At 72.0% G+C, this 19,048-nt stretch carries 17 protein-coding genes; 6 read left to right on the top strand and 11 right to left on the bottom strand.

What is annotated here, in order from left to right; all coding sequences use genetic code 11:
* Window positions 1-223: 223 nt before the first annotated feature.
* From QM572_RS18920 to QM572_RS18900, 5 genes are all read right to left on the bottom strand, one after another.
* Window positions 224-1,144: an NAD-dependent epimerase/dehydratase family protein gene (locus tag QM572_RS18920; protein WP_415095532.1), complete on the bottom strand. Its 921-nt coding sequence runs from the start codon at window positions 1,142-1,144 to the stop codon at window positions 224-226.
* A gap of 27 nt (window positions 1,145-1,171) precedes the next feature.
* On the bottom strand, window positions 1,172-2,755 hold the full coding sequence (locus tag QM572_RS18915; protein WP_415095531.1) for a succinic semialdehyde dehydrogenase: 1,584 nt from the start codon (window positions 2,753-2,755) through the stop codon (window positions 1,172-1,174).
* 8 nt (window positions 2,756-2,763) lie between these two features.
* The gene (locus QM572_RS18910) at window positions 2,764-3,690 is read right to left on the bottom strand and encodes an acetoacetate decarboxylase family protein (protein ID WP_415095530.1); all 927 of its coding nucleotides are present in this window, start codon (window positions 3,688-3,690) and stop codon (window positions 2,764-2,766) included.
* A gap of 116 nt (window positions 3,691-3,806) precedes the next feature.
* The gene (locus tag QM572_RS18905; protein WP_415095529.1) at window positions 3,807-4,337 is read right to left on the bottom strand and encodes a DUF6328 family protein; all 531 of its coding nucleotides are present in this window, start codon (window positions 4,335-4,337) and stop codon (window positions 3,807-3,809) included.
* A gap of 40 nt (window positions 4,338-4,377) precedes the next feature.
* Window positions 4,378-5,892, bottom strand: coding sequence for a DUF6359 domain-containing protein (locus QM572_RS18900; RefSeq protein WP_415095528.1), 1,515 nt, complete (start codon window positions 5,890-5,892; stop codon window positions 4,378-4,380).
* Between the two features lie 119 nt (window positions 5,893-6,011).
* On the opposite strand from QM572_RS18900, the gene QM572_RS18895 reads away from it, so the two are divergent.
* The 3 genes from QM572_RS18895 (at window position 6,012) to QM572_RS18885 (ending at window position 8,589) form a co-directional block, all read left to right on the top strand.
* Window positions 6,012-7,262, top strand: a complete 1,251-nt coding sequence (locus tag QM572_RS18895) for an alpha/beta fold hydrolase (RefSeq protein ID WP_415095527.1) — start codon at window positions 6,012-6,014, stop codon at window positions 7,260-7,262.
* Window positions 7,263-7,357: 95 nt separating this feature from the next.
* Entirely contained in the window at window positions 7,358-7,987 is a 630-nt protein-coding gene (locus QM572_RS18890; RefSeq protein WP_415095526.1) for a ClpP family protease, read from the top strand.
* Window positions 7,984-8,589, top strand: a complete 606-nt coding sequence (locus QM572_RS18885) for a ClpP family protease (RefSeq protein WP_415095525.1) — start codon at window positions 7,984-7,986, stop codon at window positions 8,587-8,589. The genes QM572_RS18890 and QM572_RS18885 overlap by 4 nt, the downstream gene beginning before the upstream one ends.
* A 196-nt stretch (window positions 8,590-8,785) precedes the next feature.
* Here QM572_RS18885 and QM572_RS18880 read toward each other — a convergent pair whose 3' ends face one another.
* From QM572_RS18880 to QM572_RS18870, 3 genes are all read right to left on the bottom strand, one after another.
* Entirely contained in the window at window positions 8,786-9,112 is a 327-nt protein-coding gene (locus QM572_RS18880) for a helix-turn-helix domain-containing protein (RefSeq protein WP_415095524.1), read from the bottom strand.
* Between the two features lie 144 nt (window positions 9,113-9,256).
* Window positions 9,257-10,639: a glucose-6-phosphate dehydrogenase gene (zwf, locus tag QM572_RS18875; RefSeq protein WP_415095523.1), complete on the bottom strand. Its 1,383-nt coding sequence runs from the start codon at window positions 10,637-10,639 to the stop codon at window positions 9,257-9,259.
* Window positions 10,640-10,674: 35 nt separating this feature from the next.
* Window positions 10,675-12,054 (bottom strand): MFS transporter, encoded by a 1,380-nt coding sequence (locus QM572_RS18870; protein ID WP_415095522.1) that lies wholly within the window; start codon window positions 12,052-12,054, stop codon window positions 10,675-10,677.
* Between the two features lie 77 nt (window positions 12,055-12,131).
* Between QM572_RS18870 and QM572_RS18865 the strand changes: the two genes are divergently transcribed.
* Window positions 12,132-12,599, top strand: a complete 468-nt coding sequence (locus QM572_RS18865) for a winged helix-turn-helix transcriptional regulator (RefSeq protein WP_415095521.1) — start codon at window positions 12,132-12,134, stop codon at window positions 12,597-12,599.
* A gap of 262 nt (window positions 12,600-12,861) precedes the next feature.
* On the opposite strand, the gene QM572_RS18860 is transcribed toward QM572_RS18865, so the two are convergent.
* Entirely contained in the window at window positions 12,862-13,719 is an 858-nt protein-coding gene (locus QM572_RS18860; RefSeq protein ID WP_415095520.1) for a helix-turn-helix domain-containing protein, read from the bottom strand.
* 113 nt (window positions 13,720-13,832) lie between these two features.
* Between QM572_RS18860 and QM572_RS18855 the strand changes: the two genes are divergently transcribed.
* Window positions 13,833-14,531, top strand: a complete 699-nt coding sequence (locus QM572_RS18855; protein ID WP_415095519.1) for an SDR family NAD(P)-dependent oxidoreductase — start codon at window positions 13,833-13,835, stop codon at window positions 14,529-14,531.
* Between the two features lie 19 nt (window positions 14,532-14,550).
* Here QM572_RS18855 and QM572_RS18850 read toward each other — a convergent pair whose 3' ends face one another.
* Window positions 14,551-15,216, bottom strand: coding sequence for a nitroreductase (locus tag QM572_RS18850; protein ID WP_415095518.1), 666 nt, complete (start codon window positions 15,214-15,216; stop codon window positions 14,551-14,553).
* 168 nt (window positions 15,217-15,384) lie between these two features.
* Here QM572_RS18850 and QM572_RS18845 point away from each other — a divergent pair, with 168 nt between their 5' ends.
* Window positions 15,385-17,112: a putative bifunctional diguanylate cyclase/phosphodiesterase gene (locus QM572_RS18845; RefSeq protein WP_415095517.1), complete on the top strand. Its 1,728-nt coding sequence runs from the start codon at window positions 15,385-15,387 to the stop codon at window positions 17,110-17,112.
* A gap of 10 nt (window positions 17,113-17,122) precedes the next feature.
* Here the strand turns inward: QM572_RS18845 and QM572_RS18840 are convergent, their stop codons facing one another.
* Window positions 17,123-18,988 carry a Na+/H+ antiporter gene (locus QM572_RS18840; RefSeq protein ID WP_415095516.1) on the bottom strand — a complete coding sequence of 622 codons (1,866 nt, stop codon included), beginning with the start codon at window positions 18,986-18,988 and terminating at the stop codon, window positions 17,123-17,125.
* Window positions 18,989-19,048: the final 60 nt, after the last annotated feature.

The following is a 19,048-nucleotide window of genomic DNA, read 5'->3' as shown; positions in this document are numbered from 1 at the left end:
CGCTCAGCGCCGCGCTCGCAAGGCGCGGGCGCGAAGGCAGGCCGGCCGCCTGTCGAGCGTCCGCAACGCCGCGAGCGTGGATGCTGAGTGTCGCGCAGCGTGCGAGCCCTTGGAATATGTCATCTAGTCGCTCGACAGGCACCTGGGCCGCATCAGCGCGCCGCCGTCGTACCACCTCTCCCGAGTGCGGTACGACGGCGGCGCGTCGTGGTCTCCGCAGGCCTCACCCCGCGAGCAGCTGCGCGATCCCCTCCCGGTACGTCGTCACGTCGAAGTCCGGGAACCGCGCGGCGAACCTGGAGGAGTCGAAGATGTTGTCGACGCGGTAGCGCGGCAGCAGTTCGGAGGCCTCCTTCACCGTCGGGTTGACCAGCGAGCCGATCCGGAACACGGCCTCCGGCACGGTCCGGTAGGGGATCGGCCTGCCCGTGACCTCCGAGGCGACCTCGATCAGCTGGGCGTAGGTGAGCCGCGCCGGGTCGATGGGCAGATGCCAGGTCTGCCCGTAGGCGTCAGGGGTGTTGCCGATCAGGCCCATCGCCCGGCTGGCGTCCGGCGTCCAGATCAGGCTCCGGCGGGTGCGCGCGCTCACCGGGACCAGCGGGCGCCTGCCCTGCCTGATGCGGTCGAGCACGGCCGAGTTGGTGAGGCTCTGCGTCTTGCCCGGGCCGTAGAACTCCGGCGCCCGGCAGATGACGGCCTCGATGGTCCCCGCGCGCATCTCGGCGAGCAGCTGCTCCGCGATCTGCGCGCGGACCGCCGCCTTGCGCCCGTGGGGCTCGAACGCGGTGTCCTCGACCTGGGGAGCGGGGGTGCGCGGATACATGTAGGTGTTGTCGAAGAACACCAGCTTGACCCCGTGCTTCTGACACGCGGCGATCGTGTTCGCCATCATCGTGGGGAACTGCTGCTCCCACAGGCCTGCGTCCATGGGCAGGCCCACGGTGAGGTAGGCGATCTCGCTGCCCTCGACGGCGGCCGCGGTCGCGTCGGCGTCCATCAGGTTCGCCGCGAACAGCTCGTCGGTCTCGTGGACCTTCCGGGGGTTGCGACTGACCAGGCGGATGTCCTGGGTGACGTTGTCGTGGAGGTAGCGGGTGAGCTCCTCGGCGATCTGGCCGTTGGCTCCGAGGATGGTCTGCATGTGTCTGTGTCCTTCGAGCTCGTCGGGCTACTTCACGCCGGGAAGGTGCTTGGCCAGGCGCAGGGCACGGGTCGCGATCCTGGCGTAGGTCTTGGGGTTCAGGCCGTCCGGTGCGCCGACCGGGATGAGCCGCTCGACGGCGATGGTCTGGGACTCGGTGTACTTCAGGATCCCGTGCTCGCCGTGGCGCCGGCCGAGCCCGGACGCCTTCATGCCGCCCATCGGCGCGTCCATCGAGCCCCAGGCGGCGGCGTAGGCGTCGTTGACGTTGACGGTGCCCGCCTCGAGCCGGGCGGCCACGCGGCGGCCGCGCTCCTCGTCGGAGGTCCAGACGCTGAAGTTCAGGCCGTACTCGCTGTCGTTCGCCCGGGCGATGGCCTCCTCCTCGTCCGCGACGCGATACAGCGACACGAGCGGCCCGAAGGTCTCATGGGCGTACACCTCCATCGACTCGTCGACGTCGGTGAGGATGGTCGGCTCGTGGAAGAACGGGCCGAGGTCCGGCCGGGCGCGGCCACCGGCCAGCACGGTCGCTCCCTTGGCGACGGCGTCCTCGACATGGCGTACGACGGTGTCGAGCTGCTTCTGGGAGACCAGTGACCCCATGTCCCCGGAGTAGTCGATCGCCGCGGAGAGCCTCATGGCCTTCGTGGCAGTCGCGAGCTTCGACGTGAACTCGTCCCAGAGCGTGCCGGGGACGTAGATCCGCTCCATGGAGATGCAGAGCTGCCCGGTGTTGGAGAACGAGGCGCGCACGGACCCGGCGACGGCCTTGTCCACGTCGGCGTCGTCGAGCACCAGCAGGGCGTTCTTGCCGCCGAGCTCCATCGAGCAGTCGATGAGGTTCTCGCCCGCCTGGGCGGCGACCGTCCGGCCGACCGCCGTCGACCCGGTGAACATGAGGAAGTCCGAGCTCTCGATGATGGGCCTGCCCAGCTCGGCGCCGCTGCCGGTGACGACCTCCACGAGACCGACCGGCATGCCGGCCTCCTCCAGCAGGTCGACCGCCCAGAGCGCGGCGTACGGCGTCTGCGCGTCCGGCTTCGTGAGGACCGCGTTGCCGGCGACGAGGGCCGGCAGCGCGTCGCTGATGCCGAGGGTGAGCGGGTAGTTCCACGGCGAGATGACGCCGACGAGCCCCTTGGGGTGGTGCAGCTCCCACACCTTGGTCAGCGCCAGCTGCGCGCCCTGACGGCGCTTCGGGCGGAGATACTCCTGGGCGGTGTGGGCGTAGTAGCGCGCGTTCATGGTGACGTCGAGGATCTCCTCGAAGGCGTGCCGCCGGGCCTTGCCGTTCTCGAGCTGGATGAGGTCGAGCACCTCGTCCTGCCGGTCGAGCACGAGGTCGTGGAAGCGCAGCAGGACGGCGGCGCGCTCCTCGACCGGCCGGGCGGCCCAGGCCCTCTGCACGGCCCGGGCCCGCTTCGCCGCCGCGGCGACGTCGTCGGGCGCGCAGTGCGGGACCTGGCCGAGCACCTCGCCGGTCATGGCGTTGGTGACGTCCTGGAGGGCGTCGGGGTCGGCGGCCCGTACGCGCGCGGCGAGCGAGCGCAGCCGGGCCGCGTCGACGTGGGGCGCGATGGGGGTGGCGGTGGGGGTGGTGGCGGACATGGTCGCCGTCACCTGGCCGGGATGGAGACGGGCACGGGGATGTGCAGGGCGTTCTGGCTCTCGGTGGCGACGTCGAACCGCAGCGGCCTGATCGGCTCGAGCGAGCGCACGTCGTCGGACATCCGTCCCGAGCCCAGCTCGAGCGACAGTCCGCGCGGGAGGAGCCGGCTGCCCGCGGTGAGGAGGTTGGTCTGGCTCAGCGTCGCGTTCCAGCCGCCGTTCAGCTCGGTGTAGGACGTGAGGGTGGAGACGCTCGTGCCGGTGGGGATCCGCTTCTGCTTCGGTGTCGGGACGTCGATCGCGATGTCGGTGCCGCCCTGGTCGTTGGCCACCCACCCGCGGGTCCGGCGCTCGTCGATGTCGACGTCGATCTCGGTCACCCACTTCGGGAAGCCGTAGCCGTCGTGGCCGCGCACTTGGGCGATCTCGGTGTTGACCGGCAGGGAGAGCACGTAGGCGTGCATCGAGTCGTTGGCCAGCGACGACAGGAAGTCGGCGGTGCCGAGCGCCCCGTGGCGGGCGGGGCGGACGGCGATGCCCACCGTCGCCTCGGTGTAGAAGTCGATGTCGCACACGTCGTACCGGAAGAAGATGACCGAGAAGAGCCCGACGCCCGGTGCGATCTGGAGCGGGTCCAGCTCGCCGGGAAGCCGCGACCGCAGCGCCTTCGTCGGGGCGAGGTAGGTGATCTGCGCCCGCGACATCGCGTAGTAGAAGTTCGGCGTCCGGGTCGGGCCGATGGCGGACTGCACCTCGGTCTTCGGCAGGGTCCGGAAGAAGTCCACGCTCCTCACACGCGGGTCCTTCGCGACCTCGTCCAGGTCGGTGTCCATGCGGTAGCGGTCGAACAGCCCGCCCTGGGGCACGGTGACCGTGCGGCCTCCGAGATCGACCTCCACGGTGGCCGGGTCCGACGGAGTCTTCGACGTGGGCATGATGGTTCCCTCCAAGATGTATGCATTGCTCACATCGACCTTAGGTCATGATGTGAACATAGTCAACATCGTGGACGCTCCCGCGCCGCTCCGGTGGCACAGGTCTCACCAGGTCCTCAGGCGCCGTCCTCTCCTCGGGGAGCCGCAGCCGCCTGGGGGCCGGCCTCGTCGGAGGGAGGGCCCTGCTGGTGCCACCGGCTCGACAGCAGCGGCGAGCCACCCCACAGCAGGGCGAAGAAGCCCAGCGCGGCCACGAAGGCGACGGTCCCCGCGGTCGCGCCGACCACCACGTCGAAGACGAGGAAGAGCACGCCCGCACTGGTCACCGCCGTCATCACCAGGCCCGCCCGGGCGCACTGGTTGGCGGCCTCCACCAGCCAGTGCCGCGCGCGGTGGCGGAAGAGCACCCGGTGGAAGGCGACCGGCGCGACGACGAGCGCGGTGGTGGCGACCGAGCCCGACAGCACGACGAGGTAGAGGTCGCGCTGGAAGGCGGTGAGCTCCTCGAAGCGCTGGGCGAACGGCAGGGTGAGCAGGAACCCGGTGAGGATCTGCACGCCGGTCTCGATCACCCGGATCTCCTGGAGCAGCTCGTTCCAGTTCCGGGTGAGCGTCTCGGGGTCGACCTGCCGGCCGTGCGCGCTCATGCGCCCACTGTGGCAGGTCGGCCCCGAGACGGGGAGGCGCCTACGCGGCGAAGATCGCGTCCGCCCACTCCGGGTGGTCGACGAACGGGTTCCGGTTCTTCTGCCAGTCGGTGTAGACGAGCTGGTTGCGTGTGCCCTCCGCGGCGGTGGGCGGGAACTCGTCGTTCCACTGGAGCAGCAGCGAGAGCCGGCCGATGTAGGGGTTGGTGCCGTTGTTGACCGAGTCGTTGGGCTCGAGGTCCGCGAAGCCGTCGTCGCCCTCGTAGCGGATCGCCATGTAGAGGATGATCCGCGCCACCTCGCCCTTCGACGCGTCCGGCGGCTCGAAGGAGTCGGAGTCGTAGTAGCAGCCCGAGCACTGGGAGACCGCGTTGCCGCCGGCGTCGAAGTCGAGGTTGTTGCGGGTCGAGTTCACGGTCATGTCCTCGGGCCGCAGCATCTGCAGGTCGGTGCCCGGGCCCTTCACGGTGCCGAAGTCGCCGTGGCTCTTGGCCCACACGTGCTCGCGGTTCCAGTCGTCGACGCCGGTGCCGTGCTGGGTCTTCGGCAGCGAGAGGCGGCTGTAGATCGTGATGATGTTGCTGGAGTTGTTGGGGTCCTGGTCCAGCGCCTGCAGGGCGGTCCAGGCGTTGTCGTAGGTGAAGGTGGTCTGCGTCTTGATGATCGCGTGCAGCGAGGTGCGCAGCGCGGTCCCGGTCTTGCCGATGGCCGAGGCGTAGTAGGAGGAGTCGTACGCCGTCGAGCAGCCGCCGCACGTGGTGCTGGTGCCGCCGCCACTGGTCGAGCCGCTCGGGACGACGAACGCGGTCCCGCTGATGATCCCGGCATGGGAGAAGTAGGACGACAGGGTGCCCGTGACTGAAACAAGCGTGCCCATCTTCCCGGGGTTGGTCACCAGCCCCCAGGAGGAGCGGAAGGCGCTCGGCACCTGGACGTAGAGGATCTTCGACACGGTGGTCTCGCCGGCGGTGTCGGCGATGGCGATCGCGGTGTCCGCGGTGAAGCTGCTCGTCTTCACGGTCGAGGACGAGACCGGCTGGCCGACGATGTAGCCGGTGATGGTCGCGGTCGAGCCGTCCTGCGTCGCGAGCCCGGTCGCGACGTTCGTCGTGACGGTGGTGGTCGTCGTGGTCGAGGAGGACGTCAGCGCGAAGGCGGTGCCGTCCTTGATCCCCGCATGACTGAAGTAGGCCGTCAGCGTGCCGGTGACGGTGATCTGCGTGCCCATCAGGCTCGGATTCGTCTGCAGCCCGAAGGAGGAGCGGAAGCTGCTCGGGACCTGGACGTAGATGATCTTGGAGACGTCCGTCTGGCCGGCGGTGTCGGACAGCGCGATCGCGGTGTCGGCGGTGAACCCGCTGGTGTAGACCGTGCTCGACGAGACGGGCTGCCCGACGACGTACCCGGTCACGGTCTGGACGGTGGAGTCCTGCTGGGCCATCGCCTGGGTGACGGTCAGCGTGGTCGCCGCCTCCGAGGGTGGCGCGACGAGGACGGTGAGGCAGAGGACGAAGGAGGTGATGAGGCCGGCGAGGGGGGCCCGAGAGCGCGTCATGGGCGGAGACGCTATGAAACGAGTGTTTCCGCACGGAGACCTCAATTCGCGCATGTTGGTGACGTGTTGGTTAACGGGTCACCGCGTCCTTGCTGGTGAGGCGCGCAAGAATCGGGCGCATGACGGGTGAGACGCGGATTCCGGGTGCGGTCACGATCGAGCATCGGCTGACGGTGCCGCTGGTCCACGACGGGCTCGGCGGTGACGGCTCCGACGAGACGATCGAGGTCTTCGCCCGGGAGATCGCCGACCTCGACGGCCGCGACCGGCCGTTCCTCGTCTTCCTCCAGGGCGGCCCGGGCTTCGAGGCGCCCCGGCCCGGCGACGCGAGCAGCCCGGCCTGGCTGGGCCGGGCACTGCGGGACTACCGCGTGCTGATGCTCGACCAGCGCGGCACCGGCCTCTCCACGCCGTACGCCGGCCCCGGCCCGGACGCCGCCGCCGATGCCGCGCGCCTGACCCATTTCCGGGCCGACGCGATCGTCGCCGACGCGGAGGCGTTCCGGCAGCATCTCGGCGTCGAGCGGTGGAGCGTGCTCGGCCAGTCCTTCGGAGGGTTCTGCGCGCTGCGCTATCTCAGCGCCGCGCCCGACAGCCTGCGCGAGGCGTTCTTCACCGGTGGGCTGCCCCCGGTGGGCCGGCCGGCCGAGGAGGTCTACGCGACGACGTACGCGACGATGCGGCTGCTCGACGAGCGCTACCACCGGCGCTTCCCCGGCGACCGCGAGCGTCTCGAGCGGCTGCTCGGCCTGTGCGACGAGGGCGTGGTCCTCGACCCGCAGGGCGAGCCGATCTCGCGGCGCCTCCTGCGCACGATCGGCAACGTGCTCGGCAAGGACGGCGGCGCCGAGACGCTGCACTACCTGCTCGAGCTCGACCCGCGCTCGGCGGCGTTCCGGCACGACGTCCTCGGCTTCCTGCCGTTCGACGGCCGCAACCCGCTCTACTCGGTCGTGCACGAGAGCTGCTACGCCGACGGCGGCACGACCCGCTGGGCGGCCGACCGCGCGCTGCCGGACGACTTCGCCGGGGACTCGCTGCTGCTCACCGGCGAGCACCTCTATCCGTGGACGTTTGAGGAGACGCCCGGCCTGCGGCCCTATCGCGAGGTCGCGGGCATCCTCGCCGGGCAGGACTGGCCGCGGCTGTACGACGCCGGCGTGCTGTCCTCGATCGACCTCCCGTGCGCGGCGGCGGTCTACTACGACGACCCGTTCGTCGACCGCGTCCTCTCGCTGGAGACCGCCGAGCTGATCCCGACCATGCGGCCCTGGATCACCAGCGAGTACCTCCACAGCGGCCTGCGCGCGAGCGGGGAGCACGTCCTCGACCGCCTGATCGCCCTGGCCCGCGGCCGGGTCGAGCGATAGCTGCCGGCCGGGGCCACGGACGCCTGCTGCCGAGGGCGGATCTGCCGACGGGCGAATCGCTGGGCCCGCCGGCGTACGGCGGCAAGGCTGGTGCCATGACCCAGAACACCGTCGCCGGGCTGATCGACGACCAGCTCGCCGTGCGACTCCAGCACCAGCGCATCATCGTCCTCGGGCAGGAGGTCGACGACCCGATCGCCAACCGGATCTGCGCTCAGCTGCTCCTGCTCAGCGCCGAGGACCCCGTCCGCGACATCAGCCTCTACGTCAACTCGCCGGGCGGCTCCGTCACCGCCGGCATGGCGATCTACGACACCATGCGGCTCATCCCCAACGACGTCTCGACGCTCGCGATGGGGCTGGCGGCCAGCATGGGGCAGTTCCTGCTCACCGCGGGCGCGCCCGGCAAGCGCTTCGTGCTGCCGAGCGCCGAGGTGCTGCTGCACCAGGGCTCCGCCGGCTTCGGCGGCTCGGCCAGCGACATCGAGATCCAGGCCGCGCGGCTGGCGCGGATGAACGACCGGATGCTCACGATCACCGCCGCCGAGACCGGGCAGTCGGTCGAGCGGGTCCGCGAGGACTCGATGCGGGATCGGTGGTTCACGGCGGACGAGGCGGTCGCCTACGGGCTGGCCGACGCGGTGCTCACCGACGTCGCCTCGGTGACGCCGGTCGAGGACCGCCCGGCGTTCGGCCTGGCCGGCCATCCGGCGGGTGCGCGATGAGCAGCTACACCATCCCGTCGGTCGTCGAGAAGACCCGCCACGGCGAGCGCGCGGTCGACATCTTCAGCCGCCTGCTCACCGATCGCATCGTGTACGTCGGCACGCCCATCGACGACGGCGTCGCGAATGTCGTCGTCGCCCAGATGCTCCACCTGGAGTCGGAGAACCCGGATCTCGAGATCAACCTCTACCTCAACAGCCCGGGCGGCGACCCGACCGCGATGCTGGCGATCTACGACACCCTGCAGTTCATCCGCGCCCGGGTCGCGACCACCTGTGTCGGGCAGGCGGCGAGCACGGCGGCGGTGCTGCTGGCCGCGGGCGCGCCCGGGCGGCGCAGCGTCCTGCCGCACGCGCGGATCGTGCTCGACCAGCCCTCGGCCGGTCGCCGGGGGACCCTGCCCGACCTGCAGGTGGAGGCCGCCGAGGTGGCGCGGCAGCGTGCGGAGCTGGTCGGGCTGCTCGCCCAGCACACCGGACGGTCGGTCGCCGACGTGCGCGCCGACACCGAGCGCGACCTCGTCCTGGGCGCGGAGCAGGCCGTGGCCTACGGCGTCGTGGACCACGTCCTGGAGAGCAGGAAGGTCCCGGCCCTGGCCTGACCCGCCCCTTCCCGCCGAGTGGGGCCTTAGATCACGCGAATAGGGCCTTAGATCCGTCGAGTAGGGCCTCAGGTCGCGCGAATGGGGGCTTCGGGCGCGACGGTGTCCGCCGCAAGGCCCCACTCGATGGATCTAAGCCCCCACTCGGCGGGAGGTCGGGAGGTCGGAGCGTGGGAGGTCGGAAGGGTGGAGGTGGTCAGGCGGCGAGGGCGACCGGGCCGCGGGGCGCGCCGGCGCGGTGGGCCCGGAGCTGCTCGCTCACCCGCGTGGTGAGGTCGAGCAGGCCGAGCCCGAGCGCGCCGCCGACGGCCTCGACGACCTCCGAGCTCGGCTCCTTGCGGCCCCGCTCGACCTCCGAGAGGTACTGCGTCGAGACCCCCGCCTCACCCGCGACGTCGGCCAGCGTGCGCTCCTGTCGCAGCCGCTCGCCGCGCAGCTCGCGGCCGACCGCCTCCCGCCACAGCGGCGCGGGCCTCTCGTGCTCGATCGCCGGACGCTGCGGAAAGCGGATCACCTCACCCATGAGGAGACCGTAGGTCGTCGGCGCGCCGCGCGACAGCCCGGTTCGCCGCAGGCGAACGGCTCTCGCGGCCCGCCGACCGCGGGCACTCAGCGTCACCAGGTGACTCTCACGTCCCGCGGTTCCCGGAGGAGCCCCGCTGGACGGTCAGCGGGGCGCGAGCGCGACCTCGTGCCAGCCGTCCTCCGGCCCGCCCTGGGTGGGACCCCAGGTGCCCTGGTAATAGGGCGTCGGGCGGCTCTCGCCGTCGAGGATCGGCTCGACGATCCGCCACTCCTCGTCGATCGTGTCCTCACGGGCGAAGCGGTGCCGGCGGCCGTCGAGGGCGTCGTCCAGCAACCGCTCGTAGGCCTCCTGGCGGTGGCCGAGCGCGGTGGCGAAGTCGACCGACAGGTCCACCGGCTGGGTCACCGTCGCGCTGCCGGGGGCCTTCGCCTGGAGCGAGATGGTGACGCCGTCGTCGCGGCCGAGTCGCAGGCGGAGCAGGTTGGGGGTCGGCTCGGAGCCCCCGGGCGCGGTGAACAGCATCCGTGGTGGGCGACGGAACTCGATGACCGCCTCGGTGGCCGTGCCGGGCATCGCCTTGCCGGCGCGCAGATGGAACGGCACCCCGGCCCACCGCCACGAGTCGATGAAGAGGGTGGTGCCGACGTAGGTCTCCGTCGTGGAGTCGGCGGCGACGCCCGGCTCGTCGAGGTAGCCGACGTACTGCCCCAGCACGGTGCGCGACGGCTCCAGCGGCGCGATCTGGCGGAGCACCCGCACCTCCTCGTCGCGGTAGGCGTCGGCGTCCTCGGCGATCGGCGGCTCCATCGCGAGCAGCGCGACGATCTGGAGCAGGTGGTTCTGCAGCACGTCGCGGATCGCGCCGATGCCGTCGTAGAACCCCGCGCGGCCCTGGGTGCCGAAGCTCTCGGCGAGGGTGATCTGGATGGTGGCGATGTGGTTGCGGTTCCACAGCGGCTCCAGCAGCGCGTTGGCGAACCGGAAGACGAGCAGCCCCTCGACCGACTCCTTGCCGAGGTAGTGGTCGATCCGGTAGATGCTGCGCTGGTCGAAGGCCGCGCCGAGGCAGTCGTTGAGGCTGCGCGCGGACTCCCGGTCGCGGCCGAACGGCTTCTCGACGATGACCCGGCCGCGCTCGGCGAGCCCGGCGTCCGCGAGGCCGTCGGCGACCTTCGGGAAGATCGAGGGCGGGATCGCGAGGTAGAAGGCCGGTGTGGCGGCATCGACCAGCACCTCCGCGAGGCGCTCGTACGTCGTCGGGTCGGCGTACTCGCCCGACACCATCGTCAGCCGACCGGTCAGGTCGTCGAGGGCAGCCGGGTCGACGTCGGCGCCGGAGGCCTCGACGGACTTGCGTGCCTGGGCCGCGAGCTGCGCGTCGTCCCAGTCCGACCGCGCCACCCCGACGACCCGCTCCGGCAGCCGCCCGGCGCGGGCGAGCTCGTAGAGGGCCGGGAAGAGCTTCTTGAACGCCAGGTCACCGGTGGCCCCGAACAGCACGAGTGCGTCTGAACGCTCCGACACGTCTCTCCCTCTCGATCGATGGACGTGCCTCCAGCCTAGGCAGAGGAGGTCGAGGCCGCGACGGCCGCCGGACGGCGTACGGCCTCCATGACGAGCGCGGCGAGGCCGGCGGCGAAGGAGGCGGCGGCGAGGAAGAGCCACACGTGCTGGAAGCGGGCCAGGGAGGGGAGTCCGGTGCCGAGGATGCCGACCATGATCGAGGTGCCCAGCACCAGGCCCACCTGGCGGCCCATGGTGACGACTCCGGAGCCGGTCGCGGTCTGGTGCGGCGGCAGCGACGAGGTGGCCGCGGCCATCAGCTGGGGGAGCGCGAAGCCGACGCCGATGCCGCCCAGGATCCAGGGGCCGAGCATCTCGGCGACGTACGCCGGCGCCTCCCCGGTCACCGCCGCCTGCCACACGCCCGAGACGGCGAAGAGGGTCGTGCCGATCGCGATGAGGACGCCGGGGGCGGCTCGAGGCAGCAGCCGGGTGACGAGGATCGAGGTGATCGGCACCATCGTCGGGCCGAGGGCGACGGCGAGCCCGGTGCGCAGCGCCGAGTAGTCCCAGTGCTCCTGCATCCAGAGGATCCGGCTGAGCAGCCCCACGCCGAAGGCGATGTTGAAGACCAGCTGCGCGACGTTGGCCCAGGCGAACGCCGGGACGCGCAGGAGGGCGGGGTCGATCACCGGCGCCCGGTGGTGGGTGACGAGCCAGCCGAAGAGTCCCGCGCCGAGCGCGGCGAGGACCCACGCGCCGAGCACCCGTGCCGAGGTCCAGCCCCACTCGTTGCCCTCGACGATCCCGAGCACGAGCGCCGCGATGGCCACCGCGAGCACGAGCCCGCCCAGCAGGTCGGGACGAGGCGCGTCCTGGTTGTGGCGTACGTCGGGCACGACTCGGATCGCCGCGGCGATCAGCACGACGCCGAGCGGCACGTTGATCCAGAAGGCGGCCTGCCACGAGAGCTGGACCAGTCCGCCGCCGACCGCGGGACCGAAGGCGGCCGCGACCGCGCCGATGATCGCGAAGAGCCGCGCGCCGCCGGCCCGGCGCTCCGGCGGGAGCGAGGCGAGGAGGAGGCCGAGGCTGGCCGGCGTCATCGTGGCCGCGCCGACCGCCTGCACGATCCGGGCGCCGACCAGCCACCACACGCCCGGCGCGAAGCCGCACGCCAGGCTCGCGGCGGTGAAGACCGCCATGCCGAGGACGAAGCCCGGCTTGCGGCCGTAGCGATCGGTGAGGCGTCCCATGGGGACGAGCAGGGCGGCGTAGACGACGGCGTACGCGTTGAGGATCCAGGAGAGGCGGCCGAGCGACGCGGTGCCGAAGTCGCGGCCGATCTCGTCGAAGGCGACGTTGACGATGAACAGGTCGAGGCTGGCCAGGAAGGCCGCGCCGGTGAGCACGGCGACCGCACTCCGCTGACTCACTGCGTGCTGACTTCTGAAATCCATAGTCAGAGACCTTAAAGACCTGGCTATGGAAAAGACAAGTTAGAATCGTCGGCATGACCATGCAGCTCGCCGGCGCGCTCGCCGAGCGGTCCGGCCCCCTGGGCGACCACTGCCCGATCGACCGTGCCATGCAGGCGATCGGCAACCGGACGTCGATGCTGCTGCTGCGCGAGGCGTTCTACGGCGCCCGTCGCTTCGACGACCTCGTCCGCCGGGTCGGGGTCACCGAGGCCGTCGCCTCGCAGCGGCTGCGCGAGCTGGTCGAGGTCGGGGTGCTCGCCAAGCGGCCCTATCGCGACCCCGGCCAGCGGACCCGTCACGAGTACGTCCTCACCGAGGCCGGCCACGAAGTGCTCCCGCTCGTCCTCGCCCTCGCCCGCTGGGGCGCCAGTCACCTCCCGGGCGGCGGTCCGACCCTGACGCACGCGGACTGCGGCGAGGCCGTCACGCTCGTCCCGCGCTGTGCAGCCGGCCACGACGTACCCGAGGACGAGATCGTCGTGACCGGCCGCCGCCGCTAGCCTGGCCAGCCCGCCACGATCGTGCATTTGATCGTGCATTTGTGTGACGACACCCCGACGGGTGTCGCGACACGCCGTACAGGATCGTGCATTTGCGGGGATCGGTCGGGCGCGCCGACGAGACCAGCCCCGCCGTCGCCGCCCTCGTCGCGGCGCTCGAGACCGCCCGGGACCCCCGCAGCCGGCGCCCTCCGGGTCGACCGCCGGGTCGACCGCCGGTGAGACCGCGCGAGGCGGCCCCGACAGGACCCTTCGGCAGCAGTCAGGCCGGGGTCGAGGCGCCGACGACCATCGCCAGCTCCAGACGGCTCGCGTCCTCGCTGCCGGGGACGGCGGTGTAGATGACGATCTTCAGGTCCGTCTGGGTGTCGACCAGGATGTCGCAGTCCACCGTGATCTCGCCGACGACGGGGTGGTGGATGGTCTTGCGGTCCTCGGCATGGCCGGCGACACCGCCCTCGTGCCAGAGCTCGGCGAACCGCGGGCTGGCATCGAGCATCTCGTGCACCAGGCTCGCCAGCCGCGGATCGTCGGGATAGCGCCCCGAGGCGCGCCGGAGGTCGGCGACCACGGCCCGGTCGGTGCGCTCGGGCTGCGTCGAGATCACCGGCCAGCCCGCCAACGGCTGGCACTCCGAGCCGATGAGGAACCGCGAGCGTACGAGATTGCGCTCCGTGTGCCCTCGCGTGGCGGGATCGCCGAGCAGGGCGCGCCAGCCGTCGTTCCAGGTCACCAGCTGCCAGTCGGCGGCGAACACCGCGGCCGGGGCGTCGCCGAGACGCGCCAGGATGCGCTGCAGCCCCGGCGGCACGTGGTCGCTGACGATGCCGTCGCTGGGCGGCTGCAGCCCGGCCAGCCGGTAGAGGTGGTCCCGCTCGTCGCCGGAGAGCTGCAGCGCGCGGGCCAGTGCCCCGGCGACCTGCGCCGACGGCCGCGTCGCGCGACCCTGCTCCAGGCGCACGACGTAGTCCACGGAGAGCCCGGCCAGGTCCGCGAGGTCCTCGCGCCTCAGCCCCGGCGTACGACGGTCGCGACCGCCCTGCCTCCCCACCGCCTCGGGGGCGAGCCGGTCGCGCCACGCGCGGAGGGCGGCGCCCAGGCTCAGCTTGTCGGTGCTCATTCCTCCAGTGTGCCCGTGACGAGTCGGCAGGACAGGTCCCCCGGGTGGTACTGCGAGTCCGACCGTCGCGACGTCTCTGGTCCCGTCCCCGGGCGCGCGGCACCGTGGAGGGCATGACCATCACCTTCATCACCGGAGCCAACAAGGGCCTCGGTCACGAGACCGCCCGCCGCCTCGTCGCCGCCGGCCACACCGTCCTGATCGGCGCCCGCGACCCGGAGCTCGGCCGCGCGGCCGCCGAGGAGCTCGGCGCCCGGTTCGTGCCGATCGACGTCACCAGCGACGCGTCGGTGGCCGCTGCCGCCGAGGACGTCCGCGCCCACGAGGGGCACGTCGACGTCCTCATCAACAACGCCGGCATCGTCGGGCGGCAGGCCGAGAGCATCGACCAACTCACCGGCCCCGACGCCCTCGCGGTCTTCGACACCAACGCCGTCTCGATCGTCCGCGTCACCCACGCCTTCCTGCCGCTGCTCCGCGAGGGCACCGACCCGCGGGTGGTCAACGTGACCAGCGGGCTCGGCTCGCAGACCCTCACCCACGACCCCGCACGTGTCGAGTCGCACGTGATCTCGCCGCTCTACAACGGCTCCAAGGCGGCCGTCACGATGATCACGACGCAGTACGCCAAGGGCATCGCGGACGTGCGGTTCAACGCCGTCGACCCCGGCTACACCGCCACCGACCTCAACGGCCACAGCGGCACCCAGACGATCACCGAGGGCACCGACGCCATCGTCGCCCTCGCCACCGAGGCGGACGGGGCCGGCACGGGCCGGGTGATCGACCGCCACGGCGTGCTGCCGTGGTGAGCGTTCGTCCGGGGCGGGCTCACGCCAGCCCGCTGACCGCCTCGTCGATGCTCGCCCGCTCGGTGCGGAAGGCGTTGGCGGGATGGTCGAGGTCGGGGTAGCCGTAGGAGACGGCGCAGACCACGTCGCGATCGGCGGGGACGCCGAGGTGCTCGTGCACGACGTCGGCGTACATCGCCACCGCGGCCTGGGCGATCGTGGCGACGCCGAGGCTCTGGGCGGCCGTGAGCAGGGTGGACACGTAGGCGCCGCAGTCGACGGCGCCGTACACGCCCAGCGCGCGGGGGGTGCTGATCACCGCGACGTGCGGGGCGCCGAAGAAGCGGAAGTTCTCCAGCATCTGCCGCAGCCGGCCGTCGGCGTCGTCACGCGCGATGCCCAGCGCGCCGTAGAGCCCGAAGCCGGAGGCGCGGCGGCGGTCGCGATACACGCCCTCGTACGACGCCGGCCCGGCGAGGTCGGGCGCCTCCGGTCCCGCGAGCACCCGCGCCAGCAGGGCCTCGGAGAACGCCTCGGTCGAGGGCGCGACGTGGACCTGCCAGGCTTGGGAGTTGCACCACGAGGCGGTGCGCTGGGCGAGGGCGAACATCCGCCGCTGGGTGGCGGCCGGCACCGTGCCGGGAAGGAAGGCGCGGCAGCTGAACCGCTCAGCCAGCACCGTCTCGATCACCTCGTCGGGAGTCATGCCTCACACCCTAGGTGTGTCCCCCGGCGACACCCCGGTGAGGGCAAAACCTGGGCGGACGACGAGCACGCCGGACCCCGCCCGGGTAGCGTGGACCCGATCTCCTGCCGATCCTCCGGCGGGGGTCGGCGGGAGGTGCTCGTGGACGCCAGACGCACAGCGGCTGCGGTGACGCGTCTCGACGCCCTGACGGGCCGGCCCCAGGACGAGATGTTCCGGGCGCTCATCCAGGCGACGGGCGAGGCCGTCTGGGACTGGGACATGGAGGGCCGGCTCGAGTGGCACCACTCGGCCTACGCGAGGACGCTCGGCATCGACGCGATGATGCGCGCGGGCGAGATCGCCGCATGGGAGGAGCGGGTCCACCCCGACGATCGCCAGCGGGTCGTCGCCGGCCTGGACGCGGCGGCGCGGACGGAGGCGAGCTGGCGCGACGAGTACCGGCTGCGGCGCGACGACGGCAGCTACGCCATCGTCGTGGACCGGGGCACGGTGGTGCGCGACGAGAGCGGCCGCGCGGTCCGCATGGTCGGCACGATCCGCGACGTCAGCGAGTCCCGTCGCGGACAGCACGACCTGCGCGAGGCCGTGGAGCGGCTGCGTCACCAGGCGACCCACGACTCGCTGACCGGCCTCGCCAACCGCGACCTGCTCTACGAGCGCCTCGCCGACGCGATCGTGGACGCCGAGCGGGAGGGCCACCAGGTCGCCGTCCTCCACCTCGACCTGGACCGCTTCAAGGTCGTCAACGACGGCTTCGGCCATCCCTTCGGCGACCTGGTGCTGCGCGAGGTGGGCGAGCGACTCAGGACCCAGGTCTGGGCCGCCGACACCGTCGCCCGGCTCGGCGGCGACGAGTTCGCCGTCGTGGCGCCGGTGGTCGTCCGCGTCGGCCACATGACGGCCTGGGCGGGGCGCATCCTCCAGTCCTTCGCCGAGCCGTTCGAGGTCGAGGGCCGCTGCGTCCACCTCGGCGCGAGCATCGGCGTCAGCCTCTACCCCGACCACGGCTCGACGCCCGCCCAGCTCGTCGACAACGCCGACACGGCGATGTACTACGCCAAGGACGCCGGACGCAACGCGTTCCGGGTGTTCACGCCGCTCATGGCCCAGGAGACGCAGCGCCGGATCGACCTCGAGACCAAGCTCCGGGCCGCCGCCGAGGAGGGTCAGCTGTCGCTGGCGTACCAGCCGAAGGTGGAGGTCCGCAGCGGCGCGGTCGTCGGCTGCGAGGCCCTGCTGCGCTGGGAGCATCCCGAGCTGGGCTCGGTCGACCCGTCCGACTTCATCCCGATCGCCGAGGACTCCGGCCTGATCCTCCCGATCGGCGAGTGGGCGCTGCGCGAGGCGTGCCGTCAGGGCCGGGCATGGATCGACGCCGGCCTGCCGCGGCTCAGCGTCGCGGTGAACCTCTCGACCGTCCAGCTGCGCCAGGGCCGCCCCGCGGCGTGGGTGGGGCGGATCCTCGAGGAGACGGGCTTCCCGGCGGAGCTGCTCGAGCTCGAGCTGACCGAGAGCCAGCTCGCCGAGGACGCCGACACCACCGTGGGAGCGGTGCGCGGACTGCGCGAGCTCGGGGTCTCGGTGGCGATCGACGACTTCGGCACCGGCTACTCCAGCCTGGACTACCTGCGCCGCTTCGACGTCACCGCACTCAAGATCGACCAGTCGTTCGTGCACCGGATGCTGGGCGAGTCCGGCGACGCCGCGATCGTCCGCGCCGCCGTCGCGCTCGGCCACGCCCTCGGCCTCACCGTCATCGCCGAGGGTGTCGAGGTGGCCGACGAGCTCGCCCTGCTCCGCCTGCTCCAGTGCGATCAGGTCCAGGGCTACCTCCTGGGCCGGCCCGTGCCCGCCGCCGAGTTCGAGGCGCTCCTCCCCGGCCAGAACGCCTAGGGCACATCTCCTACGCCGTCACGTGGTGCACGTAGCACCAGCGCCAGTCCTCGTCCGGCTCGGCGGACTCCATCACCGGATGCCCGGTCTCGTGGAAGTGCCGGGTGGCGTGCTGGCGCTCGGAGGAGTCGCAGCAGCCGACGTTGCCGCACTCCAGGCACTGCCGCAGCGCCACCCAGTGACTGCCCTCCTCGACGCATGCGGCGCAGACCGCGTCCTCGGTCGTCTCGACGACCGGATAGCGCTCGAGGTCGTCGCACACGCTCCCGGCGGGCCGGCGCCGCCGGTTGGCCTCGCCCACCCGCTCGGACTCCTCCCGGCCGATGTCGAGCATCGACTCCTCGACGTCCAGCATCGCCAGGACGTCGGCCACCACGTCGGAGGGCACCGTGCCAGCCGAGCGGATCTCCAGCACCCGCGCCCGCTCGGCCGCGATCATCGTCGACCGCACCCGGGAGTAGAGCTCGCTCGGCGCCTCCTCGCCGACGGTCGTGCTCAGCCGCTCCCAGGCGGCGAAGTTCCGCTGGTCCACCCGCTGCCGGACCAGCTGCTCGACGCCGTGCGGGTCGGCGTACTCGATCCGCTCGAGGGCCGCGAAGCCCGCCTTGGAGGCCTGCTGCAGCAGGGTCGCGCGGGCCAGCGCGTCGTCGACGGGGTCGGGGGAGGGGATGTCGAGCCACCGCGCGAGCAGCGGCAGCGTGGTGCCCTGGAGGAAGAGCGTCCCCGCCACGACGGAGAACGCGATCAGCAGCAGGATCTCGTGGTGCTCGGTCTCGGCCGGGATGAGATAGGCGGCCGCGAGCGTGACGACGCCGCGCATGCCCGCCCAGCCGAGCACGAACGTGTAGGTCCACGGCGGGGTCGCGCCGAGGTCGGGGTCCGGCGTGGGCCGAACCAGCAGGTAGCGCGTCACGAAGACCCACGTCATCCGGATCGCGATCACCGAGCCCAGCGTCGCCAGGCAGATGCCGGCGATGCGGGTCCACGGCAGGTCGCTGTGGCCGACGTCCGCGAGCAGGTCGCGGGCCTGCAGGCCGATGAGGAGGAAGACCGCGTTCTCCAGCAGGTAGGCGATGGTCCGCCAGTTCATCCGCTCCGCGATCCGCGACTGCGCGGACTGCAGCACCGGCGCGCGATGGCCCAGCAGGAGACCGGTGATGACGACCGCGATCACGCCCGACGCCTCGATCGACTCCGCGACGACGTACGCCGTGAACGGCACCACCAGGGAGAGGCCGGTGTCGAACACCGGATCGGTGATGTGCTTGCGCAGCCACGCGACGATCACGTAGCCCACCACCCCCACCAGGACGCCGCCGCCCGCGGCCCGGACGAAGTCGAGCCCGACGTGCCAGGCCTCGACGCCGCCGGCCAGTGCGAGGATCGCGGTGCGGAGCGAGACCAGGGCGGTGGCGTCGTTGAGCAGCGACTCGCCCTCGAGGATGGTGATGATCCGGCGCGGCAGGCCGATGGTGCGGCCGACGGCCGTCGTGGCGACCGCGTCGGGCGGCGCGACGACGGCGCCGATCGCGAAGGCGGCCGCCCAGCTGAGGCCCGGCAGCAGCGCGTGGACCACTACCCCGACGCCGGCGACCGTCGCCACCACCAGCCCGATCGACAGCAGCAGGATCACCCGCCGGTTGGCGTTGAAGTCGACCAGCGACGTCGAGATCGCGGTGGCGTAGAGCAGCGGCGGCAGCAGGCCGTAGAGCACGACCTCCGGCTCCAGCTCGACGCTCGGCACGCCCGGGACGAACGAGACGCCGATCCCGGCCACGATCAGCAGCAGCGGCGCCGGCACGCGCAGGCGGTCCGAGAGGGCCGTGACGGCGAGCACGCCTGCCGCCAGGGCCACCAGGACGAGCGCGATCTCCATGGCGACAGTCTGCCGTTCGGCCGGGCGATGACCGACAGGTGACATGGTCGAGCAGATCGA

The sequence above is a fragment of the Nocardioides sp. genome (assembly GCF_047607365.1).
GTDB lineage: Bacteria > Actinomycetota > Actinomycetes > Propionibacteriales > Nocardioidaceae > Nocardioides.
Note: the sequence above shows the minus strand (reverse complement) of the source record. Positions and strands in the feature narration are given on the sequence as shown.